Genomic DNA, 25,225 nt, shown 5'->3' with positions numbered 1-25,225 from the left:
CATCCCTCTTAAACCGCTATTTTACTCCAGGTCACATAAGGCAGGTTAGCAGCCGTTTTCTGGATTTGATCTTTCTGAGCGACTAGCTGACCGCAAGGATCCCACGTTCCAGAAGTCAGCATCATTCGCGCTCCGTCACCCATTGCGATCGCGCCCTCAAATTCGCCGCTCGTCACCTGTAATGTTTCCAAATCCACCTTAATTTCAGCCTGCGGATTGTCAGTGAGAATTTCTTGTAGCTGCTTCGTCACGCTGGAATCAGCCGTCACACAGGGAATACCCATCGCCACACAGTTTCCAAAAAAGATTTCGGCAAAACTCTCACCTACAATCGCCCGAATGCCCCATTTAGCAATCGCTTGTGGTGCATGTTCTCGACTAGAGCCACAGCCAAAGTTTCCATTCACGACCAAAATCTTAGCGCCTTGATACTGCGGCAGATCAAAGGGATGCTGACCGTTTGCCTGAGTGCGATCGTCAATAAACACCGCTGCACCCAACCCATCAAAGGTTACAGAACGCAAAAATCGAGCGGGAATGATGCGATCGGTGTCAATGTCGTTGCCCACCAGCGGAATCCCACGCCCTGAAACTGTCTTCACTTCGCTAACCATAATCCACTCTTTGCTGCAATTTGTCTATTTTCTCACTTTTAGTTTCTCACTTTTAGCATTTGTTAGAACTGCAAACTTAGGGACTATCTCCCTGTAGCTCTTGTAATTTCGCCTCCATTTCTGCCAAACGCGCTGCCATTTCTTGTCGAGCCGCCGCTTCCTGATTTGCCCGTTCTTCTGTCTCTCGAAGTGCCTGATCTAACTCTTCATGCGCCATCAGTTTTTGACCCGTTGTTGGATCATAAAAGCGAAGTTCACCACTAGAATTGACGCGCAAATCTAACCCCAAAGTGTCACTGTGAATAGAAATTACATCACCTTCAACAACGCTAGACGGAATGGGATAGTAATTACTTCGTCAAGCCATAATCCTTGTAGTTGAGGAACGAGATAGTCACCTGTGGGATCATATTGAAAATATTCGCGAACGCCCAAGAATGCATAGATTCCTTTTTTTGCGCCCTGATCGTTACTGCGGGTTGATTTTGACGTGATTTCTAGAACAAAGTCGGGCGGTTTGTCTCCTTCTTCCCAGGTTTTGTAGGAGACATCCGATCGCTCCCGAAAATAACCTCTCAAAGATGTGCGAGCGTAGATCAGATACTCACACTGAACATCACCCTCTGTATCTCTCAAATGTCATTCACCAATCTTTTTTTGCTTTTGATCCGTGTCAATAGACTGCTAATTCTGCTTCATTACTGTTCTTATTTCTATCGTTCAACTCTGCATCACAGCACTTTATTAAACATTTCCAGGTACTTTGGACGCAGCGTATCCCAGGAGAAGCGATCGTAAACGCTTTGATGACGGCGGTCGCTCCGAGTTACCTGCAAGGGGTCGCACTGCTCAAAATCCTGGTTTGCTAATACTTGAGTGATTTGTTGGGCAAGCATTCCACGTTGACTAAAATCAGCTAAATAGCCTTCCTTACCAACGACAAACTGTGTCACTTCATAGTCGTGCGCCAAACAAGGTAAGCCATACGCCATCGACTCAACCAGCACTCGCCCAAAGCCCTCTGACACCGAAGCCAGCACAAAACAATCTGCAACTTTGTAGTAGTGATCAATCTCACTCAACGCCACCGTTCTCACCTCAAAATTGTCGCCTAGCAGACGCTTTCCAAGCTGAATGACTTCGACGGATTCTGAGGACTGTTGCCCCATTAATAGCAAATAAGGACGTGGCTCAGGCAGGCTTGCGACTTCTTGAATCACATAATCCATGCGCTTGTGGGAGCGATCGATGGTTCCGACAGACAGCACCAAAGGACGATCAGTAGGCAGATTTAACTGCTGGCGTAATGTTGTTTTTTCGGTCGCCGTCAGCAGACACAAATCACGGGAAATATTGAACCCCAAAGGAAGCAGCGTTTGCGTATCAGCAGGCACACCATGATCGAGAGCGCGTTGAAAATGGGCAGGCGCTAACCGTTGAACGTGATCACAGCGAGGAGCAGCCGGAGACATCGGCCCGCCATCACAAAAGATCAACTTGTAAGATTGCTTCGTTAATCGCCGCCAAACGCCCAAAAAGTTGCCAATGCTATCGTCGCTAAAGTAAATGATGTCCGGCTTGTGGCGTTGAATATGGGGCAAAAGACTCAGGGTAAAGGCTGCCTGCTCAACGTAGTATGCGTCGTAGTTGCGTCGTCCTCTTACCCGTTCTCCGATCGCCAAAACAAGTCTCCCTAATTGAATGCCAATCCAGCTTTTGCGAGGAATGTTCCACAAGGAAATTTCTTTTTTTGCCGCCGATCCGCCGCCTTTAAATAGCGTGATGTCGATCGACGATTCTTTAGACAGTTCATCAAAGCATTCTCGCGCAAAGGATTCGTAGCCTCGCTGCACATTCCCCAAGCCAGAACAAACCAAGAAAATCTTCGTTTTCATAGTGCAACCTTTAGTGCAAGCTTTATCGTGCAACCTTTATAATGCAACCGCCGTTTTAGAACCTCCTACTTATCTGAAGTTATACAGGGATCTGCTAACAGTTGGACAAGAACCACATAGACTGCACTAAAATTTCATTAAAGCTTGTAAGCAACCACAAAAAAGGTCGTGGCTTCATCCCACACGCCCTGATCAGTGACGAGAGTTTCGACGATCGCATCAAATTCATGTTTAAGCTGTTGAATGCGATCTGACTCTAGCGCTACGAATGGATCGTCTGGATGTAGCCAAAATTGACCATTCCAACGACTTTTAGCATCCTCAAGACTCCGGTAAGTTCCTCGTTGCTCGGTATGAATTTCAACCGCATGGAACCCTATTTCACCCAGTAGTTGACGAATTCTTTCAGGCGTTCCAAGTGGAATATGGAGATTGGGAAGGGAAATACCACAGCGGTCACAGGCCTGACTAATTGCAGGCGTGAGAAAGGACGTTTCAGAAAAACTGGTGAATGCTAAAACCCCGTGTGATTTTAGATAACGAAACCATTTTTGTAACGCTAACGGAATATCAGCAAGCAGTACGATCGCATATGAACAATAAATACCGTCGAATTGATCCGGTGCAAATTCGATGGTCTCAGCGTCCGTTTCAATCCATTCAATATTCTGTAACTCAACTGATTTCTGTTTTGCTAGATTCAGCAGATTCGTAGCGATGTCAATCCCAATCACATGTCCATCAGCACCCACGATTTGAGAAGCCGCGATCGCCACGGTTCCTGTCCCAGTGGCTACATCTAAAATCTGCTGTCCAGGCTGAGGGGGCGCATAGTTGATCAGACGCAGGGCCCGTTCGCGAGTCACCTCATTATCGTAGTCAGTTCTGGAATTGTAGAAGTTGGCAACTCGCTGTTTGTACGCATCCATAATTTACCGTCTAACTCTCAAACTTTTCGTAAGCTTCCACGATTTTCTGCACCAGTGGATGACGCACCACATCTGCCTTTGAGAGATTGCAAAACGCTACGCCATCCACCGATCGTAAGATTCGTTCTGCCATTCCCAACCCTGATGTTTGATTGTAGGGCAAGTCAGTCTGTGTCAAATCGCCCGTTACGACCATTTTGGATTTAAACCCGATGCGCGTTAGTAACATTTTCATTTGCGCTGGCGTTGTATTTTGTGCTTCGTCAATGATCACAAAGGCGTTGTTTAAAGTGCGGCCTCGCATGTAAGCGATCGGAGCCACTTCGATTACACCTCGCTCCATCAAGCCTGCAATTTTTTCAGGATCGACAAATTCATACAGCGCATCATACAGCGGTCGCAGATAAGGATTGACCTTCTGCTGCAAGTCTCCTGGCAAAAAGCCCAACTTTTCTCCCGCTTCGACCGCCGGACGAGTCAAAATCAACCGTTCGTATTCATTAGCCAATAGTGCCTGAACCGCCAAAACCGCCGCTAGATAGGTTTTTCCTGTTCCTGCTGGCCCAATACAAAACGTCAAATCATGCGTCCGCACCGCTTGAATATATTGCCGCTGCCGAAATGTCTTCGCTCTGATCGCATCTCCGCGTCGAGTCCGCGCCAGCATATCTCGCTGAAGGTCTTGCAGTTCGTCTTCGCGATCGGTATCCAATGCCTGACGAGCCGTGAGAATATCAACGTTGGTAATCGGCTTGCCCTGAGTCCAATAATCCTTAAGCGCCTGAATCAACCGATGGCACAACTCCACTTGATTAGCAGTTCCAGAAATCAGCAACTCTTGACCCCGCAAAACCAGCGCTGCTCCTGTTTGACGAGCCAACGTCTTCAGGTTATCTTCCTGGGTTCCTGAGAGAGCGATCGCGCTTTCAATACTGGGCAATTGGACGGTTAAAGTGTCTACCATGCAGATTCTAAAAGTTTTGTAATCGACAATAGGAACTCAGACTACTAGTCTGTCAGGAATGAAGTGAGGAATACTAACATCTCTGAACCGATGACAGCAGTTTTCTCACCCCTCATCCCTCTCTTAATGAGGTACTAACCCTTCAAACCGGAAATTAAAACGTTAAAGACACCCGAATTCCTGTCTTAATGTAGACATTTCAGGTGCCTTCTTTCAATTCTTATAGGTTGCGCCCTTGCGAACGTCGATCGACTTCAAGCAGCGTTTACTCACTCAGCTTGGGGCGAGGTTTTGGCACACTTCTGGGAGGCGTTGATCGAGACGGAGTTTCGCCGCGTGACCCGACTGAAGGCCTTTCAGAGTCAGACTCTCGATCGCTCTGACTGCCAAAAATATCTAAAACAGCAGAATAGCCTGCCGCCTTTGCCACACCTTCTAGCACCGATCGAATCGCCTGAATATTGCGCCCACCGCGACCAAACACACGCCCTTTGTCCGACCCGTCAAACGCCAACCGAACCCAAACCCGCGATCGATTTGCCACAACTTCGCAGTCTACTCTGAGAGACTCTGGTGTCTCCAAAAAGGGCTTCACCAAAAACGTGACCAGCCCCGCATAGTCAGGATGAATAGAAGAATTATCAGCCACTGACCTGCTCACTGACGGGTTCACTCACTGGCTCACTGCTTGCGGTCGCAAAGACGTTTTCTCTTCTGAGAATGCTCCGGACGGTTTCAGTCGGTTGTGCGCCTTTGCTGATCCAATCCAAAATTGCGGGGACATTCAGCCGAGTTTCATCGGTTCTGGGGTTATAAAAGCCAAGCTCCGCAAGGGGTCTACCGTCGCGTCGGGTGGTGCTTTGCGCGGCTACGATCCGGTAGCTGACTTCGCGCTTTTTGCCATATCGTTTTAATCGCAGTTTGATCATGCTAAGAAAGTGAACTCCTGTGAATTACTAAGTTGAGAGTCGATTAACGGTTCGCTTGGGGCAATTCGATAATCTGCACTGGAAAGATCATGGACTATCCATATTATCACAGCCCGATCGCGGTTTCTTAATTTGAGGGAAGCGATCTCTTCGAGTTACCCGCAAGGGGTCGCTACAGATTGCCAAATCCTTTCTTTTTCTTGTCTTTGTTTTTCTTCTTTTTGCCAGGGTTGCCCATTGCAGGATAGCCGCGCCAGCCGGGAGGAGGGGCCTGGCCGTAGGGATTGCCACCACCCATTCCAGGCATTCCGCCGCCCATTCCGGGCATTCCGCCGCCCATCCCAGGCATTCCGGGCATTCCAGAAAAGTTGCCCTGACCCATCTGCTGCATCATGTTCCGCATTTTTTGGAAGTTGCTCACCAGATCGCTGACATCTTTCTCCCCAAAGCCCGATCCTTTAGCGACCCGACGACGACGACTGGGAGAACTAGCCAACAGATCGGGATCTTTGCGCTCTTGCACAGTCATCGAGCCGATCATCGCTTCTGCTTTTTTAAGCTGCGTTTCTCCTTGCTGGAGTTGTTCGCTGCTCAGTTTGTTCATACCGGGGATCATTTTGAGAACGCCGCCCAAAGATCCCAGATTTTTGAGTAAGCGAGTCTGTTTGAGAAAGTCGGTAAAGTCAAACTTGGCAGAGAGAATTTTCTCCTGCATTTTCTCGGCTTCGGCAAAATCGACTTCTTCGCGGGCTTTTTCGACTAGCGTCAGTACGTCGCCCATGCCAAGAATACGGGAAGCCATGCGATCGGGATAAAACGGCTGCAACGCATCAACCTTTTCGCCAACCCCAATAAATTTGATCGGCTGCCCAGAAATTCGTCTCACTGACAGGGCCGCACCACCGCGGGTATCCCCATCCATCTTGGTGAGAATTGCGCCCGTGATGCCAATCTGCTCATGAAAAGTGCGCGTCAGGTTAGCGGCTTCTTGCCCCGTCATCGCATCGACGACTAACAGCGTTTCGTGGGGCTGAATGGTTTCTTTGATTTGAGCGAGTTCGCCCATCATCGATTCATCAATTTGGAGCCGCCCCGCCGTGTCAATGATTACAAAGTCAAAGCCTTCTGCTCTGGCTCGTTCGACCCCCTGACGCGCAATCTCGACGGGGTTAGCATCTTTGCCCAATTCAAAAACGGGAATGTTGATTTGTTTCCCTAATGCGACAAGCTGATCGATCGCCGCGGGTCGGTAGACATCCGTTGCCACCAATAGCGTTTTGAATTCTTCTTTCTTCAAATACAGAGCAAGTTTGGCGGTGGCGGTGGTTTTTCCAGTTCCTTGCAGACCTGCCATGAGAACGATCGTCGGTTTGGTCGTCGCCTCAGCCAGGGGAACGTTCGCCTCCCCCATCACCTCGACCAGTTCGTTGTAGACGATTTCGATAAACTGCTGATCAGGACGAACGCCCGAAATCACCTGTGCGCCGAGGGCTTTTTGCTCCACTTCAGCGACAAAATCTTTGACGACTTGTAGATTGACATCGGCTTCGAGCAAAGCACGACGAACTTCCCGCAAAGCGTCTTTTACATTGGATTCCGAGATTTTGTCTTGACCTCGAATCTTTGTCCAGGCTTGTTCTAAGCGGTCGGCGAGAGCGTCAAACATAATTCAAGTAGGGGCAGGCGATCGGCTTTTTCAGAAGAATACGATAGAGCAACCGTAAAAAATGCTCATTTATTTAGATTAGCGTGTTCTGCTCGATCGCTGCCGAAACTTGAAAGATGTTTGAACAGCCTCCACAGGATCAGGCGTATCAATCGCGCTCAATAACACTGATGCACCTCAGAGATTGCCTGACGAATTGAGTTCCATTCGCTGATCAAGCTCGTCTCGTCTCCTCGAATCTTGCGCCCTTTAAGATTGGGATAACGACTATAAAGCACCCCATCTGCAACACTGTCTAGCAGACGAATGGGCAATACCCACTGAAAGGTAACCTTGCCATCGCCACAGTCTCCATTTTCAATCAAGTTCCCTTTTAGCCTAATTTGAATCGCTTGCCACTCCTGGATATAAATAGAATCACCAGATCGAATCTTGCGCCTCAGCCCAACATTAACTCTGTAGAAGTAGTGGTCTGTTAGCTTGTCAAGTGCGCTCTGTGGCGGACTGCTTTGCGCCCGGACTCTATCTCGAACTCCATCGGGTAAGGTAACAGAGAATAGACTGATGGCGACGATCGTAATGGCCCGCAGAGATCGGTTCATAGCGTTAGCAAAGCGTAGAGTGATCAGTTAATCAATTCTTGCAAGCAATTTCAGGACTTTTTCATGACCAGAGATATCGTTGCTCAGATTCAAGCCTTCAACCAGGGGCGCAACCCAGAGCTGCTCAAGCTCAAATATCAATCGATGGCCACGAATGCGTTCGTTTTTTTGCGGGGCACTTGCCATCTGTTTTATCAAGATTTGCCTGCGGACGCTGCGATCAATAATGCTCCCCCGGTCTGGAGTTGTGGCGATCTACATCTGCAAAATTTTGGCAGCTACAAAGGAGACGATCGCCTTGTTTATTTTGACCTCAACGACTTCGACGAATCGGCTCTAGCGCCCTGTACGTGGGATGTAACCAGATTTCTCACCAGCGTTTTGGTCGGCGCGCATACTTTGGATATCAGCGACGAAGAAGCCCAGGGACTCTGCAATTATTTTCTAGAAAGCTACACCGCTGCCCTCGCTACAGGTAAAGATCGCACCATTCATCGTGAAACCGCTAAAGGGTTAGTGGCTGACTTGCTCAATCGGTTGAAACTGCGCGATCGCAAGTCCTTTCTCGCCGATCGTACTGACCTTAAAGGCAAACAGCGCAAGCTGAAATTAATTCCAGAGAAAACCACTCCGGTCACGTCTGAAGCGCGATCGCAGGTCACCGATCTAATCCACACTTGGGCAACGACTCAGAAGAATCCCCAATTTTTCAACGTGTTGGATGTCGCCCATCGCATTGCAGGAACGGGAAGTCTGGGACTCGATCGCTACATCATTCTGGTCGAAGGCAACGGATCACCTCACGCCAACTATTTGCTAGATTTGAAGGCGGCGCGATCGTCCTCACTCCATCCCCATCTCCAGATTCCCCAACCCAACTGGAGCAATGAAGCAGACCGAATCACCAGCATTCAGCATCGCTTTCAAGAATCACCGCCCGCCTTGCTCAACCCCTTACCGCTAGACGGCAAATCCTATGTGCTGCGAGAACTCCAACCGACCGCCGATCGCGTCGATCTCACCGCCTGGAATGGCAAAATCAAACGCCTTCAGCGAGTCATGCAAACAATGGCAGAAGTCACCGCCTGGGGACAGTTACGCAGTGGAGGCCGACAAGGATCAGCGATCGCTGACGATCTAATCGCCTTTGCCCAAGATGCTCCCAACTGGCACAGCGTTGTATTAGATTACGTTCGCTCCTACGCCGCCCAAGTTGAAGCAGACTACATCGTTTTCCGAGACACTTTCGACCAGCAAATTTGAAGCGGTGCAGTTCGCCTGAATTCGATGAAATACTTCTCCTTAATCTTTCTGAAACCTTGAACCGAAAATTTATCTTAAAGTCCCCCAGAATTGGGGGGTTGGGGGGCAGAAAGACACCATAACGAAGCGAAAACCCTTGATCAGGCGCTAACCTCCGACTCTGAGTGAAGAAGCTACTGTACGATCGCACGCCTGTACGCCCAACTCTGGATGCTTACGATACTCGTCGCTTGTTGCCCAAACACAAACAGTACGATCGGCACCCACAAAGTATAAATACTCTGCCGTTGGATCATATTTCAGTCCGACTTTAAGATTTGAGAAATCATCCTCACAAATCTCGTAGCCAAACCGCACGATAATTTGCGCCACCAGGCATTCTGGCGTATCGATCGATTCTCCAGAGGTGTCGCGTTCTTGCCAAAACTTATCCAAAAATCGCTCCAAAATGGGCAAAACTTTTTCGGGTCTGCCGCCTCTGCTGGCGTAAACGATCGCAGGATTACCCTCAACAATAATGTGACAAGCAGTGTTCATGGGGAGGGATGAGGGATGTAAGGAGGGCTTTGCCCCGCATTCGCGAGGAAGGATGAACGTATCATTTCACATTTTTTGTAGTGCGGCCTAATCCCTGATCTTTGGGGCCTCATCTTTCAAAGTTGGGGGATTTACGGTTCTGAATGGGGAACAGTTGTGAGGACAATATTCTTAAATTTTGATACAAACCTTCACAGTTAGCTAGAAAGTTGTACTCTATGGTGTTCCAGGTTCCTCCCTCGGCGATCGCAGCCTCCAAGCAGATTACCGATCATCCTCGCTGCCGGATTCTCAAACGCACCCAGTATCGCTCCTGTCACATTCAAATACCAGATGACAGTCAGCGGCTCGCAGCCATTTGTGTTGAGGAAAAATATTACAGTTTTTTTAAGCTAATCAAGGATCACCCAAAAACCCTGCAAGTTGCGGCTCGACTGGTTTATCGGGGCAATGAGGTCATGATTACGCAGACTGCAAAAGGAGATGTTCTTTGGGTTTATGAACCAGATGCCCAGACAAAAACCTTGCCCTGTGAGTCTGCTAATCGTCACTCTGAAGACGGCCTCTGGAGGATCTTGAACTCTTCTCAGCAATATCAGGTGTGTCAGATTCGCGTACCAGATGTCGCAAAACCTTTGGAGGCGATCGTCGTTGACCACAAATATTACGGCTTTATGAGAAGACTTCGCACTGAAAATGAGGCGATCGAGTTTGCAAATCGTCTTGCCAAGAAAGGCAACGAGTCCATGATTACCAAGAGCGATCGTGCCTGTGCTATTTGGATTTTAGAACCCGATGCCACACTCAACCAGTAGTCAGTTGCTCAACCCCATTACTTATCTGAGATGCAGGGATGCCAATGCCAACAAATCAGTTGTTTTCAGCCCTCCTTACATCCCTCATCCCTTCCCTAGAGATCCTTCTCGCCCAACTCACGAGACATATAATCAAACGGCTGATCGACAAAATCTGGCTTCTCAACGCCCGTCGCCGCAGACACCTGCTCCTTCACGATCTCCTTCATAATCTGAATGCCGCGCACCGTTGGCCCGCAGGGCACGCCGAGGGAGTTGTACGTTTCCCGCAGACCTTCTAAAACACGCTCATCCAATACATCGGTATCACCCGCGACCAGAGCATACGTGGCATAGCGCAGGTAATAATCCATGTCTCGCAGACAAGCGGCGTAGCGACGAGTCGTATAAGCGTTTCCACCGGGGCGGATCAGTTCAGGGAGTTCTTCAAAGAGTCTTGAGCCAGCTTGTTTAACGATCGCCGCCGCATTTGAGTTGATCACAGCAGCGGCCTGCACTCGCCCCATCCCCGTGTCAAAGTAGGTTTTCAGGCTATCAATGGCGTTGCGATCGAGGTAGCGACCCGTCACATCGTAGTTTCTAATCAGGCTTGTTACTGCGTCCCGCATGAAATTTTTCTCCCTATAATCCCTGTAAACCTTGACAAAATAAACTTGAGAGCGCCGACCTACAGCGATTCGTCGATCGCTCACCGTCTATGGAATTTAAGGAAAAGTCTACCACGTGGGGTTGAGCCTAATTTTATGGAGGGGACGATCGTGAAGCATCTATTTAAGAATTTTTACATTGCTTAACATCGCTTAGAACGAAGCCACCCTACTGAGACTTTTCTCCGGTAGCATTTGTAATCCTTAATCTGAGTTTAATTCTATAGAATCCTCAGTTTTTTGTAGCAAAGGATACAAAACCCCTGTAAGCCTCTTTCTACCATGATGCAGGTGACTAAAACCCTGGCGCTAGAATCCTTGCCAAAGCCGCAAATTCCAGCCGTTAGACGACTAGTTTCTAGCGTAAAGAAAATGGACTTAAGAAAATTCTGAATGAATCTCTCCACAGGGTTGCAGGTTAAGGCGAGTGCTTCTTTAATCTGAGACATTCGGAAGGTTTCGCAAAGCTAAGTTTTCAACCCCAACGCTCTCGCAACGCAAGACACGAATTAAGGAGTCATTCATGGCAACCCCGCAGGAAATCCTGGCAAAGATCAAAGACGAGAACATCCAACTGATCGATCTAAAATTTATCGACACGCCGGGTATTTGGCAGCACTTGACGCTGTACCAGGATCAAATTGACGAAAGCAGCTTTACCGAAGGTGTGCCGTTTGACGGATCGAGCATTCGGGGTTGGAAATCGATTAACGAGTCAGACATGGCGATGGTGCCCGACCCTAACACTGCCTGGATCGATCCTTTTATGGAAGAACCGACCCTGAGCATGATTTGCAGCATTCGGGAGCCTCGCACCGGGCAGCCCTACAGCCGCGATCCGAGATCGATCGCCCAAAAAGCCCTCGACTACCTCAAATCTACAGGGATTGGCGATATGGCCTTTTTTGGCCCAGAAGCAGAATTCTTCATTTTTGATGACGTTCGCTACGATCAAAATCAGCATGAAGGCTACTACCACGTCGATAGCGTCGAAGGCGTATGGAACTCTGGTCGTCAAGAACCGGGCGGCAACTTAGCGTATAAGCCTCGCAACAAAGAAGGCTACTTTCCTGTCGCGCCGACCGACACCTCTCACGACATGCGAACTGAGATGCTGTTGACGATGTTGAAGTGTGGGGTGCCGATCGAGAAGCATCATCACGAAGTTGCGACGGGCGGACAGTGCGAGTTGGGCTTTAAGTTCGGTGAGCTAGTGCAAGCGGCTGACTGGCTGATGACCTACAAATACTGCATCAAAAACGTGGCCAAAAAGTACGGCAAGACCACGACATTTATGCCCAAGCCCGTGTTTGGAGACAACGGATCGGGAATGCACTGTCACCAATCAATTTGGAAAGACGGACAGCCCACTTTCTTTGGCGATGGCTATGCAAGTCTGAGCCAAAATGCTCTCTGGTACATCGGCGGCATTCTCAAGCACGCGCCTTCTCTGCTGGCCTTTACCAACCCCACGACCAATTCTTACAAGCGGTTGGTTCCAGGCTTTGAGGCTCCGGTTAACCTGGCTTACTCTCAAGGTAACCGTTCTGCTTCGGTGCGGATTCCGCTGTCTGGTGGCAACCCCAAAGCCAAGCGTTTAGAATTCCGTTGTCCCGATGCGACGGCGAATCCTTATTTGGCGTTTGCGGCGATGCTCTGTGCAGGAATTGACGGCATCAAGAATCAGATCGATCCGGGTGAACCGTTGGATGTGGATATTTACGAACTCAGTCCCGAAGAGTTAGCAAAGGTTCCTTCGACACCGGGTTCTCTCGCAGAAGTTCTCAAAAATCTGGAGAAAGACCACGAGTTCTTAACGACGGGTGGCGTGTTTACCGAGGACTTTATCGAAAGCTGGATTAGCTACAAGCTCGATCGCGAGGTCATTCCCATGAGCATTCGTCCTCATCCGTATGAGTTTGCGCTTTACTACGACTGTTAGTAAGTGACTGTTCAGGCGTGATTGGGTGAATCTGTTTTGGGCGGCGATCGACTTAAAGTTCGATCGTCGCTTTTTTTAGCAAAATAAATCGGTTGTATTGACTTGGATTTGAGAAGAGTAAAAGTACTGGAAAATCTGTCGATCGGGGGTGAAACTCTCTCATCCTATTCGTTACACTTATTCACATAGTTGATTAGTGTTTCCCAACCTATCATGCCTGAAACGTTGACAAAGCTGGCATATCAAACTTTTTCTCAGGGCAAAAGCTACTTTGGATTGGCACACAAAGCCCTCAGTATGCAAATTCTAAAGCTCGTTGACCCCGCTCCCTCCGAAAAGAAAACGACTCCCATTTCTGCTGATTTGCTGCTCAACATTCAGCAGCGCTTTAATCGAGTGCTTGAAGCCGACTGGCAGGATGCCGAAAATGAGGTGTATCCCGATAGCATTTTGTTTGACAACCCCTGGGAAGACTTTTTCCGGTTTTACCCGTCTGTTTGGTTGGATATGCCCCAGATTTGGGATCGGGCTAACCAGAAGCGTCACCAGGAGTTTTCACCTCAAGTCGAGACGAGTGGCTATCCCAGCTACTATGTGCAAAACTTTCATCATCAGACAGACGGCTATCTGAGTGATATGTCGGCCAACCTGTATGACTTGCAGGTGGAGTTGTTGTTTAATGGGGCGGCGGATGCCATGCGGCGACGGGTGCTGGCTCCCTTAAAGCAGGGATTGCAAACCTTTAGCTCGATTGAGCCACGTCAGATCAAAGTGTTGGATGTGGCTTGTGGAACAGGGCGGACGCTTAAAATGCTGCGTGGTATGTTGCCCAAAGCTTCTCTATATGGAGTGGATTTATCTCCAGCTTATTTGCGTAAAGCCAATCAAATGCTGTCCCAAAATCCGGGTGAGTTGCCGCAGTTGCTTCAGTCGAATGCAGAAGAGTTGCCTTATCTGGATCACTACTTCCATGCAATTACCTGCGTTTTTCTATTTCACGAACTGCCCCCACAGGCGCGCCAGAATGTGATCAATGAATGCTTTCGAGTGATTAAGCCGGGTGGAACGTTTGTGATTTGTGACTCGATCCAAGCCAGCGACTCACCCGAAATGGCTCCTTTAATGGATGGGTTTGCGACCACGTTCCATGAGCCTTACTACCGTCACTACACAACGGATGACTTAGTAAAACGGCTTCAAGATGCGGGCTTCTCAGACGTTTCGACGCAGGTTCACTTTATGAGCAAGTATTTGATTGCCCACAAGCCCACTGAGACTGAGCAAATCCGTCAAGATTCCGAGCAGACACAAATTCCGTTAGAGATTTAGTTGACGCGAATTTGATGAAATCTCTCGCTGCGGTGGTCAATTCGGCAGCCCCATAAATTCCCCACTCGTGAGGGATTTTGGGTCTGCCTTAATTTGTAACGACAGCGAAGGATTTCATCAAATTCACGTCAGAATTGGCAGCATGGAGGCAGACGACTTGACCACTGCACCGAAAAAATCTTGTCGAACCAATTTTTAATCAGCTTGCTTGGGAGCTAGGAAGTGAGGTTGCTTCTCCTCCTGACTCCAAAACTTCCAAAAAGAAAAGGCACCTCATCGCGAAGTGCCCTTTTTTTGATGCGGATGGCGAGACTCGAACTCGCAAGGCAAAGCCACACGCACCTCAAGCGTGCGCGTATACCAATTCCGCCACATCCGCATAAGCTGGTTTGATCACCAGAGCAAAAGCCGTTTGATTGAGGTTGACTTAAGCCTTAACTAGCATAACAAAAGAATGGAGCTTTGAAGCGCGGAGTTTAGAGATTGATTGTTTTATCAGAAGTTTCAGAAGTAACTTGAGACAAAACCCAGGTGAATTAGAATTTTTGACCCACTCCAAATTGAAGTCGAGTTGCCCCTTGATCATTCACCCCAAAATCGGCTCGAATAATTCCTAGAGGAGAGTTTAGTCGGAGTCCTGCACCAATGCCAAATCCGGCTCCCGGACGGTTACGATCGACCCCCGGTTCGCCCAAAACGCCCTTAGCTGACCCCAAATCAGAGGCAAAATCAGCAAACAGGGCACCGCCGACAATTCGGTAAATCGGAAAGCGATATTCTGCCGAAGCTAATAGGTAGCTGCGACCAATACCCACTTCGCTGCCACCGTAACCCCGAACTGAATTAGGCCCGCCCAGCGTAAAGGCGTTGTAGGGAGGCAAATCGCCGATCGTCGTCCCTGCCTGCACATTAAAAGCGAGAACTTCTGGCTGCTTTTGAGTTTGCATTGAGTTCAACAGATTGACGGGTCGGTACTCGGTGTAGTTGGCTTGCAGACGATTAGAAAGAATGTTGCCCTGACCGATCGGTAACGACTGCTCAGTACTCAGCGTCAATAGCGATCCTTGAGTGGGGTTAATGGTGTTGTCGCGCAAGTCGCGGGTCGCGTTGAATCCGACCGTCACCAGATCGTCAATGCCCGTTCCACTAAACGAAAGCGGACTGCCATCACGATCGCGCCTTGTCACATCACCAGCAGCATCTCGTAAACTAACGCGGGTGTAATTGAGTCCTAGTGAGCCGTTCCAGTTATTGCCCAAGGGACGATTGACCTCAACGCCGCCGCCAAATCGACCTTCTCGCGCTCGATCGCCGTTGGCCAGTTTGCTCTCATCGTCGTCAAACACACGAGAAATGCCTCGTCGTCGGAAAAAGTTGGCGCTGTAGCCCAGTTTGTCAGGTTCAGTCGAGCGGTATGGGCTGACAAAGCGACCGTCGAACTGTACATCCTTCGTCCCGGCTAGAACGTTACCGCTGATCGTTTGTCCGATGCCGCCGACGTTGCGATCGCTGTAGTTGACACTGCCATAGATGCCCAAATCATCATTGAATCCGCCACTCAGGTTAGCCGATCGACTGCGGGCTTCGGTCACAACATAGACAACATCCAGCTTGCGGGCATCGCCTTGGAGATCGACTCGCGCATTGCTAAACAAGCCTGTGTTGACGAGCCGTTGTAAATCTTGGCGAGCCACGTCTTCTCTAAAAATTTGCCCCGGACGAGTCTGCAACTGCTGCTTGATAAAGCGTTCTTGAGTTCTACCGCGAATCGGTTCGCCTTTTTCGTCAACAGTTTTGCCCTGCTCATCGGTAAATTGGACTTTGATCTCGCCGATCGTGCCTTCTGCCACTCCGATCGTCACTACGCCGTCTCGACTCGGAGAAACCGCCACCACTCGCGCCAGATTAAATCCATTCTTGGCGTACCACTGATTAATTTGGTTTGCGCCTTGATTGAGAGCAGCGGGACTGACGATCGCGCCCAGTTGAGCTTTGAGAAAGTCGTTAGCGATCGCGGGAGTGAGGCTCTGCGCGCCGACAAGTTGGAGAGAACGAACGACGATCGGTTGGACTTGAAACGTCACACTCAACCCATTGGAATTCGGACGACTGTTTACACTCGCATTGGCAAATAATCCCGTGTTCAAAATGGCGGCGACATCTTGCTGAAGCTGACTATTGCTGGTTGTTCCGCCTGGTTGGGTACGAATATTACTGCGAATCACCTGTTGAAGTTCGGTATTTGCGCCTGTGATTTGCACATCGGTTGCCGTCACTACCAGATCAGACGTGGGCTGAGGCGCATTGCGAACGGGAGGATTCGACGGCGCTGGGGCTTGAGGAACAATCCAGGTCGGCTGGTTAATCGAAGGTTGAGAACTGGGCTGAACCGGGGGCGGATTGATCGAAGGTTGAGGTTGAGCCAAGGGCGGATTTGGGGATGTCTGAGCGGTTTCTGTCGTGGGAATTTGATAGTCCTGATAATATTGAGCAGACCGATCGCCCGGTTGCCCGGTTGCTGAGGTGGTTTGAGGAGCCGTTTCTGAGAATTGCTGAGAGACGATCGTTTCCGGAGGTGCGATCGCTTGTACCCGAACAGAGGCTCCCCCTTCAGTCGGGACAACTACGTCTGATACCGCTCCGTTAGCCAAATTTGCAGCTTCGGGAACGTTGGCATTGGCAGGTTGTGAGACATCCCAAGCAGAAAGAGCAGCAAGGGTACAGGCGGCAACGGTAGGGAAACGCATGAGGGTGAGGGATGAGGGAGGGCTTTGCCCCGCATTCGCGAGGAGGGAGGAGGAAGGAAGTGAGATATTTATAGTCCAAAATGAAGGGTTTGAGCGGCTAATTTAGCGGTCGGGCCTATCACCAATGACAGATTTTGATGGCTGCGGTTATGAATCGTACTCAGTTAATTTATCGGATTGGGTTGGTGCGATCGAGCGTCAAAATCCTCAACTGATCGGACATGCCAAGATCTGAAGTATCTTTTGAAATTTAGAGTTTGATTTCAATTATTTCTCGATTGGACAATCAATTCGTAATGCGATGAACAGCTTTTCAGCCAACATTCGTAGTAATTAATGAAGAGCGATCGTGCCTGAGAGTTCCCTTTGGGGATCGCTGGTTTTAACTGTACTGAGCAATTTTATGAATTCACCGCTTCACACCTTGGGCGTTCCTCCAAATGCCTGGTTAGTTGATGAAACGACCGCAGATCTGACCCGTTCTCCTTTGCGATCGCATCCGATCATCGTTGCCACAGATACCAAAAAGCTGCGCGTTGATTTGGCTAAAACAGCGATCGTCGTCATCGATATGCAGAACGATTTTTGTCATCCTGATGGGTGGTTAGCTCATATTGGCGTGGATGTTTCTCCTGCGCGTCAGCCGATCGCACCGTTACAAACGTTTTTACCTGTGCTGCGAAGTCTTCAAGTGCCCGTGATTTGGGTGAATTGGGGCAATCGTCCTGATCTTTTGAATATCAGCGCGGCAACTCGCCATGTTTACAATCCCAGTGGTGTAGGCGTTGGATTGGGCGATCCGCTACCCAAAAATCAGGCTCCCGTGTTGATGAAAGGCAGTTGGGCCGCTGCGATCGTCGATGAATTGGAACCTCAGCCCAACGATGTCAGCGTGGACAAATATCGGATGAGTGGCTTTTGGGATACGCCTCTAGACAGTATCCTTCGCAACCTCGGTCGGACTACACTCTTGTTTACGGGTGTTAATGCTGACCAGTGCGTGATGGCGACTTTACAAGATGCAAATTTCTTAGGGTACGATTGTCTGTTGATTCAAGACTGCACCGCCACAACTTCTCCAGAATTTTGCTGGCAGGCAACGCTGTATAACGTCAATCAGTGCTTTGGATTTGTCACCACCTCGACCGAAATCACGCAGGCGTTCTCTTCGAGTGACCCGCAAGGGGTCGCTTTGAGTGACCCTCAAGGAGTCGTATCAACCTGAGAAACGCTTGCGAACTGAAAGTTTTCCGGTTTTGGGGTCGCCTGCTTTGTAAGTTTATTGTGGTCAAGAAATACTGCAATTGCGTGCATCTAAGTGCTAACCCAATGAGGCTTTAGGTACAAAATATGGTGATCTCAACTAACCTGAATCCATTAAAGCTGCCCGATTTTAATCGCGATGGCACGACTGATGTGTTCTTACGCAGCGATAACAACAACGCGATCGCGCTCCTCGACAATCTGGGCACCGTCAAGCAAAGAAGCTCACTTCCGTCCCTAGAGAGCAAGTCTGGCTGGACAGAACCAACTCTGGTTGATTTTGACAAAGATGGCACGACTGACCTATTTTGGCGCAACGGAACCACAGGTGAAAATCTAGCCTGGCTGATCAAAGACGGCACCTTGCAAAAATCCGGCTCTTTGCCCACATTAGCGCCCATTTGGGACTACAGAACAGGCGACTTTAATGGGGATAGTAAGTCTGATATTCTTTGGCACAATCAAGCGACGGGTGAAACGGTGGTCTGGCTGATGGATGGGCTGACGATCGCTCAATCTGCCAAGCTGCCATCCCTGCCACGAATCTGGGAAGCCGCGATCGCAGACTTTAATGGCGACGGCAAAACCGATATTTTCTGGCGCAACACTCAAACTGGCGCAAACAGTATCTGGATGATGGACGGCGCTAACGTAGTCAAGTCTGATTCTCTAAAGTCACAGTCGCTCACCAATCAATATGAGATTGTCGATTTCAATGGCGACGGCAAAACTGACATCTTTTGGCGAGAGCGCTTTACTGGAAAGAATGTCGTCTGGGTCTGGGGAAAAGATGCGATCGGATCAGACAATCAAGCGATCGATCTCCCCTCGACACCAGGAGACTGGTCTTATCAAATAACCGATTTTAACGAAGACGGTAAAACTGATTTCTTCTGGCGCAATCCTCAATCGGGCGGTAACGAAGTCTGGACTTCTGACGGCGCAAAAGTAAAAGTCAAGGCTTTTAAAGGAATCGGAGGTTTTTAATCTCCAAATATTTTAATCTTCAAGAACAGGATGACCATTTAATTTTGAGTCATCAACTCAGCCCTGCAAATCTCTGATTTCTTTAGCATTTCTAAACTGTTCCAAAGTCGTTTGCAGGAATGTAATTCTTCGATGCTTTTGGCTCACAATCGGTTGAGCTAAACACTCTAATGGAGTAATTTCTAGTTTGTAATAGCGTTTTTCAGATTGAGGTTCTGTAGGAAACAAGTGGGCGCGATCGACGATTTCGATCTTTTCCACTCGCGCATAATAGCGAATTGAATAAGCTTCATTTTCAAACACTTTAGTCTGATAAAACGCTAACCATTGAGGCTCCCAGCACTTTTTCAGAAACTTCTCAACACTTGCGATCGGAATTCGATACCAACGATACTCGCGCGCAATCTCCAGATCTCGCTGATTGTTCATAACAGCCACGAGAACTCGATCGCCGCTTTTGGCTACAGAACAGTTTGCCATAGAGAAGTGTTGAGCAGTTTCAATCTAAGAATTCCCTTTTTTAGACGTAAGTTTTAACGTGAATTCGATAGAGTTTTTTCGCTTCAGTATTTAACGCTTCTGCCCCCCAACCCCCCAAATCTGGGGGACTTCCGGACAGGATTTCTTGCTCAAAGTCCCCCAAACTTGGGGGATTTAGGGGGCTGCCTAGAGTGATCGCCACAGCGAGGGATTTCATCGAATTCACGTTAAGTTTTACCTTATTTTTGATTGGTAACTGACGATCGTCAATCCACTTAAACGCATTAATAATTGATCCTAATCGTCGGAAATTTGCGACGGTGATCCATTATTAGCGGCATCACTGACTGCAAAATCTACATCTTCATACAGCGCTTCCATACTGATCTGAAAATCTAAACTGGCTAACTGAATGCTCTCCTTTTGATCGTAGGAATAAAACACCCAAACGCCTGCTTCGCTGCGACGAAAACATTCAACCTGCTGTCTTTTTTGGCTGATCAACACATATTCTTGTAGCGAGTCTAAACGTCGATAAGCTGCAAATTTATCCCCGCGATCGAAGGCTTCTGTCGAGTCAGACAACACTTCTACAATCAGACAAGGATAGGATTTTGAGTAAGAAGATGAACGATCACGATCGTCACAGGTCACCATCACATCCGGATAGTAGTAACAGTTTAGCGGTGGAATGTACGCTTTCATGTTTTCCATAAACACACGACACCGACCGCCCCGAACATGACTTCTCATTTGAGTAAACAAATTGCCCGCGATCGTATTGTGAGAATCGCTTCCTCCTGACATGGCATAAACTTGTCCATCAAAATACTCATGCCGAATTTGACTTTTCTCCTCTCCTGCTAGATACTCTTCTGGAGAAATGGCTGAGTGCTTGAGTTGGGCAATCATCGGCTTTAATGAAAACACTAATGTTATTTTAGGTCAGACGTATGGGAATGCCTTGCCAAATTAACAGTATTCTAAAATTGAATCAAGATTATCCATCTGAGTTAACGCTGGACGCAACGCATCAAGCAACGAAACCAGGATACCGAATTTTTGCGATCGACGTTCCCATTCCCCTTGTCGATGACCACTGGAACGCTTACGCAGATGTAATTATTGAAAAACTCACCTGGCAACAGCAAGAAACACACCTCACCTTTCGGATCAGTCGCATTTACACACAACCGTTTGCGCTAAAGTCGTGAATGCTTAGTGAGTAGCTGGATGAATCAGAAAATTAACAGAATTGAGAATTCAAAGTTCAAAAATCTGCGACGCTACAGCGTATAGGTAAAGTCATCGACGATCATTCCCGGAGTCCAGCTTCCGCCCAGATTGCGACTGCCATAGGTGCCGACATCGGGGATGAATTCTTGAACACTCGTCAAGGCGACCAAGTGACTGCCCCAAAAATGATAGACGCTATCATCAAAGCGCAAATTCTCGATCGGAGCCACAATCTCACCATTTTCCACCCAAAAACAAGCGTAGCGAGTCATGCCCGTAATCCGACCTGTGGGACGATCGCTCCAGTTTAGATAGTGCAAATTGGACACATACAAACCCGTATCCAGCGCAGCGAACACTTGATCAACGGGCAGATCTCCGGGCGTGATTTCGGGCGATCGCAATCCCTCATCTTGATTGGCCCCATTCGCAGTTAGATTGTATTCTTTGGCAGTTTTTGAAGACACCAGCAGATTGACCAATTGCCCAGACTCGATTAGCGCCAGTTCGAGAGGAGCCGTTTCGCCTAGCTCGTTAAATCGGGGCACCAACCCATGATGAAAGTTTTCTTTGAGCGTAAATTGAGGCGACAGTTTCTTTTCTCCGCGCCGCAACGCCCCAAAACAGCTACCCCCCTGCTGATAAGAAGCCTCACTCACGCCACCCCACGACAGCATCGAGAGCAATTCAGCGATCGCTGCGGGTGCCAGATAGGTGCGATATTGTCCCCGCCGAATCGATTTGGGAGGTTGGGCCAGACGGTCTAGCTGCGATCGCGATTCCTGCATTTTAGCCAGGTAAGCGGCTTGATCCCAATGACTGCCCGCCAGCGTTCCCTTCAGAGCTTGCCCCTGGGAAGTAAACAGCGAGTAGTCAAGCGAAAAAGAATCGGTAGCAAACCAGTGCCGCTGTCCCATTGAGTCGGCATAAGCGCGAATGGTCAGTCCGGCGGCATACAGTCCTGTAAAATCCAAATCAGCGACCGGGGGCAATAGCGTCGAAACCACTGCCTCAGCCGAAAGAAGCTGACCCTCATGCACTTCTCGACTCACACCATTTCCAGAAGGTAGCACCAGATAGGGATTGACCGGAAGCTGAGGAACTTCTTGACGAAGCGCTGAGAGGGCTTGTTGGGACTGCTCGCGATCGACCGCTTCTTCTCCCGTAAACGGAAACTCCACATAGCTACTGCGCTGATCGTGCATCAACGTCAAATGAACGCTGCCATCGCTGACAGTGCCCGTTTGCCGCACTTTGGCGTGATTAAACCGGGTAAATTGGCTCTGTTCGCTGTTGAGCGTCAAGGTAAATTGTTCGTCGGGTCTGAGTTGGTCGGCGATCGTCGCGGACAACTGATTAAAACTGGTTTCCATTGCATCTGTCGTCATGACCCACCCCCAAACACTTCTACATTGGCAAAAACGGCCATCGGCGACCCGTGACCGACCCAAATGACCTGGTTGGGTTCTCCTTTGCCACAGACGGGTGTGCCATACATCTGCCAGGTGTCGCGATCGCCCAGCTTAACAAGACTGCTCCAAAACTGCGGCGTGACTCCTCGATAGTTTGGGTTTCTCACGGTTTTGGTCAGCTTGCCGTTTTCGATCAGTTTGGCGTACTCGCAGCTAAATTGAAATTTGTGACGCTGATCGTCGATCGACCACGATCGATTCGATTCCATATAAACGCCGCGATCAATCCCGCCAATGATTTCGTCAAAGCTGGCTGTTCCTGGTTCGAGGTTCAAATTAGCCATGCGATCGATGGGGGGACGATTCCAGGAAGACGCGCGAGTGCTAGATACACCCAAAACGCCCGATCGCCCCTGGCTTTCGAGTCCGCCCAAACCGCGCTGCAAAATGCCTTCTTTGACCAAATATTCACGAGAAGCGGGTGCCCCGGTATCGTCAAAATGATAGCTGGCAAACTCGCCCGACACGGTAGGGTCAAAGGTAATATTCATCAAAGGCGACCCATAGACTCGCTGTCCAAAGTCTTCTAGCTTGACAAAGCTGCCGCCTGCATAGTTGCGCTCGTCGCCCAAAATCCGGTCTAGCTCTAAGGGATGCCCCACACTTTCGTGAATTTGCAGCAGCATTTGATCAGGAGCCAGTACCAGCGTGGTCGTCTCCGTGGGACAGTCCTCAACGGTGAGAAGCTCGATCGCCTGTTCGCCAATTTGTTGTACTCGCTCCCACAGGTCAGGCGTAACTAAATATTCCAGGCCGCCTTGATAACAGTGAGCCAGCCAGCCGTTGTGCGATCGTCGCTGAATGATTCCCCCATCTTGGGCGGTGGCTGCGTAGTCGGTGCCAATTTGCCAAAATTTTTGCTCAACTTCAGACCCGTTGCTGCTGACAAACCAAGTGTCTTTTTCGGTGGTTAAAGCAGTGGCGCTGGCTTGAACGATCCGATCGTCTACTTTGAGCGTGTGACAAATCTTGACCAAAATTTCGTTAATTTCCCCTGGTGTCAGCGCGTCAAAAGGTTTGAGAATCGGTGAAGTGTATTGACCGACCACTTTGGGGCGGGCCGACAGAGCCGTGGCGTGAATATTCCATTCGCTGGCGGCGATCGCTTGTCGGTAAGCTGATTCGGCGGCGGCCTGTACGCTGGCAAACTTGAGTGAATTGGTTGCTGCATAGCCAATCTGACCGTTGACCAAGACTTCCACCATCAGCCCTTGAGTGATACTGGTGCCGTTGGTTTCAGGAATGCCATCTCGAACGGAACGGGTGGTAGAGGCTTCTCTCGTTGCCCTCAGCCCCACCCAATCGGCAGAAACCGTAAGCGCTGAGAGCAGTTTTGACAATTCAACAATCATTATTTGCTAGAAGAGGAATCATGAACAGCTTTTCCTGAGCGAATAATATTAGCTCACCCAGGTAAAAGCAGAATATTTGAGGATTCTAACAGTCTAACTGCGATGCCAGAGGGTTTCACCCCCCGCTTTGTCGATTAGCGTGATCCTCTGGGCTTGAAGCTCGTCGCGAATACGATCGGCTTCAGCAAAGTTTTTGGTCTGCTTAAATGCTCGTCGTTGCTGAATTTTGGTTTCGATTTCAGCGTCGCTGATTTGATTAGAATCGCTCGTTTCGACTTCAAGTTCTGCCTCTAATCCCAGCACGTCAGCCAGTTCAATTAAGGTCAACCACTGCTGTTGAAGAGTTTGGGCATCAGTTCCAGATGGCTCTCCGTGAACCAGCAGATTCCCTTCTTTCTGCAATTCTTTAGCAATCTCAAACAAAACCGCCAGTCCGCCAGACGTGTTGAAATCGTCGTCCATCGCAGCTTGAAAGGCACTGTGAGCGGGAGAACTCTGAATTTTTGCCTCTGAATCCCAGCCCAACTTTTCGCCATATTGATATCCAAACAGCAGTCCTTCTTTCAGCCTGTGCCAGCCATTTTCGGCAGCGGTTAGCGACTCGTCAGTGAAGTCGATCGGTTTGCGATAGCTCGCTCCCAAGACAAAGAACCGAATCACCATCGGATCAATGCCCTTTTTGTCCAACAAATCGCGAATCGTGGTGAAGTTGCCCAGCGATTTCGACATTTTCTCGCCGCCGACATTCACCATGCCGTTGTGCATCCAATATTTCGCAAGCGGTTGACGTGTGATGGGTTCAGACTGAGCAATTTCGTTTTCGTGGTGAGGGAAAATCAGATCTAAACCACCGACATGAAGATCGATCGCGTCTCCCAAAAATTCGCGTACCATTGCCGAACATTCAATGTGCCACCCCGGCCGGCCCGCGCCCCAAGGCGATTCCCAGGCAGGTTCTCCCGGTCTAGCGGCTTTCCACAGCGCAAAGTCAAACGGGTTTCGTTTCTTTTGACGATCGGGATCATCCGATTCCACCCGTCCACTGGCCCCCGCTTGCAGATCGTCTAGCTTGCGACCAGAGAGTTTGCCATAGGAGCGATCGCGCCCCACTTCGTAGTAAACGTCGCCCTCTGATGGATACGCAAAGCCTTTCTGCTCCAATTCGTAAATCAGTCGTTTGATGCCGTCCAGCGTATGCGTAGCGCGAGGATAAGCGTCAGCTTCCATCACGTTTAGCCGTTCCATGTCCTCAAAGTAGGCTTGAATGTAGCGATCGGACACCTCCTGCATCGACGATCCTTCTTGCCGCGCCTTGTTGAGAATTTTGTCATCAATATCGGTGAAATTCTGCACGTAGCGCACCTCATAGCCTCGCCATTTCAAGTAGCGACGCACCGTATCCCAGACGATGTACGATCGCGCATGACCCAGATGGCAATAGTCATAGACCGTCACGCCACAGCAATACATCCGCACCTTACCGGGTTCGATCGGGTCAAAACTTTCTTTGCGGCGGGTGAGGGTATTGTAGAGCGATAAGGGCATGGGGATGAATG

Annotated in this window: 26 protein-coding genes and 1 tRNA gene; 7 read left to right on the top strand and 20 right to left on the bottom strand. The window is 49.2% G+C overall.

The annotated features are described in order from the left end of the window. Positions 1 to 8: 8 nt before the first annotated feature. The 10 genes from leuD to ACKFKH_RS13610 all read right to left on the bottom strand — a co-directional run bounded on the left by leuD (position 9) and on the right by ACKFKH_RS13610 (position 7,599). Positions 9 to 614 (bottom strand): 3-isopropylmalate dehydratase small subunit, encoded by a 606-nt coding sequence (gene leuD, locus ACKFKH_RS13655; RefSeq protein ID WP_446858856.1) that lies wholly within the window; start codon positions 612 to 614, stop codon positions 9 to 11. 76 nt (positions 615 to 690) lie between these two features. After that, positions 691 to 903 carry a hypothetical protein gene (locus ACKFKH_RS13650; protein ID WP_446858855.1) on the bottom strand — a complete coding sequence of 71 codons (213 nt, stop codon included), beginning with the start codon at positions 901 to 903 and terminating at the stop codon, positions 691 to 693. A 20-nt stretch (positions 904 to 923) separates the two neighbouring features. Beyond that, entirely contained in the window at positions 924 to 1,250 is a 327-nt protein-coding gene (locus tag ACKFKH_RS13645; RefSeq protein WP_446858854.1) for a Uma2 family endonuclease, read from the bottom strand. Positions 1,251 to 1,345: 95 nt separating this feature from the next. After that, positions 1,346 to 2,509 carry a glycosyltransferase family 4 protein gene (locus ACKFKH_RS13640; RefSeq protein WP_446858853.1) on the bottom strand — a complete coding sequence of 388 codons (1,164 nt, stop codon included), beginning with the start codon at positions 2,507 to 2,509 and terminating at the stop codon, positions 1,346 to 1,348. Positions 2,510 to 2,646: 137 nt separating this feature from the next. Continuing rightward, a complete protein-coding gene (locus ACKFKH_RS13635) occupies positions 2,647 to 3,438 on the bottom strand; it encodes a class I SAM-dependent methyltransferase (protein ID WP_446858852.1) in 792 nt (263 codons plus the stop codon). A gap of 10 nt (positions 3,439 to 3,448) precedes the next feature. Further along, the gene (locus ACKFKH_RS13630; RefSeq protein ID WP_446858851.1) at positions 3,449 to 4,402 is read right to left on the bottom strand and encodes a PhoH family protein; all 954 of its coding nucleotides are present in this window, start codon (positions 4,400 to 4,402) and stop codon (positions 3,449 to 3,451) included. Between the two features lie 265 nt (positions 4,403 to 4,667). Then, positions 4,668 to 5,051, bottom strand: a complete 384-nt coding sequence (locus tag ACKFKH_RS13625) for a KH domain-containing protein (protein WP_446858850.1) — start codon at positions 5,049 to 5,051, stop codon at positions 4,668 to 4,670. Next, complete coding sequence (gene rpsP / locus ACKFKH_RS13620) at positions 5,044 to 5,331, bottom strand: 30S ribosomal protein S16 (RefSeq protein WP_446858849.1); 288 nt, start codon at positions 5,329 to 5,331, stop codon at positions 5,044 to 5,046. The genes ACKFKH_RS13625 and rpsP overlap by 8 nt, the downstream gene beginning before the upstream one ends. A gap of 172 nt (positions 5,332 to 5,503) precedes the next feature. Then, positions 5,504 to 6,997, bottom strand: a complete 1,494-nt coding sequence (gene ffh, locus ACKFKH_RS13615; RefSeq protein WP_446858848.1) for a signal recognition particle protein — start codon at positions 6,995 to 6,997, stop codon at positions 5,504 to 5,506. A 158-nt stretch (positions 6,998 to 7,155) separates the two neighbouring features. Beyond that, the gene (locus ACKFKH_RS13610) at positions 7,156 to 7,599 is read right to left on the bottom strand and encodes a hypothetical protein (RefSeq protein WP_446858847.1); all 444 of its coding nucleotides are present in this window, start codon (positions 7,597 to 7,599) and stop codon (positions 7,156 to 7,158) included. 63 nt (positions 7,600 to 7,662) lie between these two features. Here ACKFKH_RS13610 and ACKFKH_RS13605 point away from each other — a divergent pair, with 63 nt between their 5' ends. Beyond that, positions 7,663 to 8,862, top strand: a complete 1,200-nt coding sequence (locus ACKFKH_RS13605) for a DUF2252 domain-containing protein (protein WP_446858846.1) — start codon at positions 7,663 to 7,665, stop codon at positions 8,860 to 8,862. 147 nt (positions 8,863 to 9,009) lie between these two features. Here ACKFKH_RS13605 and ACKFKH_RS13600 read toward each other — a convergent pair whose 3' ends face one another. After that, positions 9,010 to 9,399: a histidine kinase gene (locus tag ACKFKH_RS13600; protein ID WP_446858845.1), complete on the bottom strand. Its 390-nt coding sequence runs from the start codon at positions 9,397 to 9,399 to the stop codon at positions 9,010 to 9,012. A 218-nt stretch (positions 9,400 to 9,617) separates the two neighbouring features. On the opposite strand from ACKFKH_RS13600, the gene ACKFKH_RS13595 reads away from it, so the two are divergent. Beyond that, on the top strand, positions 9,618 to 10,214 hold the full coding sequence (locus ACKFKH_RS13595; protein ID WP_446858844.1) for a hypothetical protein: 597 nt from the start codon (positions 9,618 to 9,620) through the stop codon (positions 10,212 to 10,214). A gap of 95 nt (positions 10,215 to 10,309) precedes the next feature. On the opposite strand, the gene apcB is transcribed toward ACKFKH_RS13595, so the two are convergent. Then, positions 10,310 to 10,822, bottom strand: coding sequence for an allophycocyanin subunit beta (apcB, locus tag ACKFKH_RS13590; RefSeq protein ID WP_446858843.1), 513 nt, complete (start codon positions 10,820 to 10,822; stop codon positions 10,310 to 10,312). A 562-nt stretch (positions 10,823 to 11,384) separates the two neighbouring features. On the opposite strand from apcB, the gene glnA reads away from it, so the two are divergent. Continuing rightward, positions 11,385 to 12,803, top strand: a complete 1,419-nt coding sequence (gene glnA, locus ACKFKH_RS13585; RefSeq protein WP_446858842.1) for a type I glutamate--ammonia ligase — start codon at positions 11,385 to 11,387, stop codon at positions 12,801 to 12,803. A gap of 213 nt (positions 12,804 to 13,016) precedes the next feature. Then, positions 13,017 to 14,132, top strand: coding sequence for a class I SAM-dependent methyltransferase (locus ACKFKH_RS13580; RefSeq protein ID WP_446858841.1), 1,116 nt, complete (start codon positions 13,017 to 13,019; stop codon positions 14,130 to 14,132). Positions 14,133 to 14,430: 298 nt separating this feature from the next. Here the strand turns inward: ACKFKH_RS13580 and ACKFKH_RS13575 are convergent. Together ACKFKH_RS13575 and ACKFKH_RS13570 are read right to left on the bottom strand one after the other, a co-directional pair. After that, a tRNA-Leu gene (locus ACKFKH_RS13575) sits at positions 14,431 to 14,511 on the bottom strand. 157 nt (positions 14,512 to 14,668) lie between these two features. Further along, positions 14,669 to 16,879 (bottom strand): BamA/TamA family outer membrane protein, encoded by a 2,211-nt coding sequence (locus ACKFKH_RS13570; RefSeq protein ID WP_446858840.1) that lies wholly within the window; start codon positions 16,877 to 16,879, stop codon positions 14,669 to 14,671. Positions 16,880 to 17,282: 403 nt separating this feature from the next. Between ACKFKH_RS13570 and ACKFKH_RS13565 the strand changes: the two genes are divergently transcribed. Continuing rightward, complete coding sequence (locus ACKFKH_RS13565) at positions 17,283 to 18,104, top strand: cysteine hydrolase family protein (RefSeq protein WP_446858839.1); 822 nt, start codon at positions 17,283 to 17,285, stop codon at positions 18,102 to 18,104. A gap of 125 nt (positions 18,105 to 18,229) precedes the next feature. Next, positions 18,230 to 19,129 carry an FG-GAP repeat domain-containing protein gene (locus tag ACKFKH_RS13560; RefSeq protein ID WP_446858838.1) on the top strand — a complete coding sequence of 300 codons (900 nt, stop codon included), beginning with the start codon at positions 18,230 to 18,232 and terminating at the stop codon, positions 19,127 to 19,129. A 57-nt stretch (positions 19,130 to 19,186) separates the two neighbouring features. Here ACKFKH_RS13560 and ACKFKH_RS13555 read toward each other — a convergent pair whose 3' ends face one another. The 3 genes from ACKFKH_RS13555 to ACKFKH_RS13545 form a co-directional block, all read right to left on the bottom strand. Next, on the bottom strand, positions 19,187 to 19,609 hold the full coding sequence (locus ACKFKH_RS13555; RefSeq protein WP_446858837.1) for a hypothetical protein: 423 nt from the start codon (positions 19,607 to 19,609) through the stop codon (positions 19,187 to 19,189). Positions 19,610 to 19,649: 40 nt separating this feature from the next. Continuing rightward, complete coding sequence (locus ACKFKH_RS13550; RefSeq protein WP_446858836.1) at positions 19,650 to 19,826, bottom strand: hypothetical protein; 177 nt, start codon at positions 19,824 to 19,826, stop codon at positions 19,650 to 19,652. A gap of 80 nt (positions 19,827 to 19,906) precedes the next feature. Continuing rightward, entirely contained in the window at positions 19,907 to 20,521 is a 615-nt protein-coding gene (locus ACKFKH_RS13545; RefSeq protein WP_446858835.1) for a Uma2 family endonuclease, read from the bottom strand. Positions 20,522 to 20,562: 41 nt separating this feature from the next. Between ACKFKH_RS13545 and ACKFKH_RS13540 the strand changes: the two genes are divergently transcribed. After that, positions 20,563 to 20,823: a DUF2584 family protein gene (locus ACKFKH_RS13540; RefSeq protein WP_446858834.1), complete on the top strand. Its 261-nt coding sequence runs from the start codon at positions 20,563 to 20,565 to the stop codon at positions 20,821 to 20,823. A 72-nt stretch (positions 20,824 to 20,895) separates the two neighbouring features. On the opposite strand, the gene ACKFKH_RS13535 is transcribed toward ACKFKH_RS13540, so the two are convergent. The 3 genes from ACKFKH_RS13535 to cysS form a co-directional block, all read right to left on the bottom strand. Then, a complete protein-coding gene (locus tag ACKFKH_RS13535) occupies positions 20,896 to 22,233 on the bottom strand; it encodes a TldD/PmbA family protein (RefSeq protein WP_446858833.1) in 1,338 nt (445 codons plus the stop codon). Beyond that, a complete protein-coding gene (locus ACKFKH_RS13530; protein WP_446858832.1) occupies positions 22,230 to 23,669 on the bottom strand; it encodes a TldD/PmbA family protein in 1,440 nt (479 codons plus the stop codon). The genes ACKFKH_RS13535 and ACKFKH_RS13530 overlap by 4 nt, the downstream gene beginning before the upstream one ends. A gap of 93 nt (positions 23,670 to 23,762) precedes the next feature. Continuing rightward, a complete protein-coding gene (gene cysS, locus ACKFKH_RS13525) occupies positions 23,763 to 25,214 on the bottom strand; it encodes a cysteine--tRNA ligase (protein ID WP_446858831.1) in 1,452 nt (483 codons plus the stop codon). Positions 25,215 to 25,225: the final 11 nt, after the last annotated feature.

The organism is Phormidesmis sp. 146-20 (assembly GCF_052939475.1).
The sequence above is the reverse complement of the archived record's forward strand: the minus strand, read 5'-3'. Positions and strand labels throughout refer to the sequence as shown.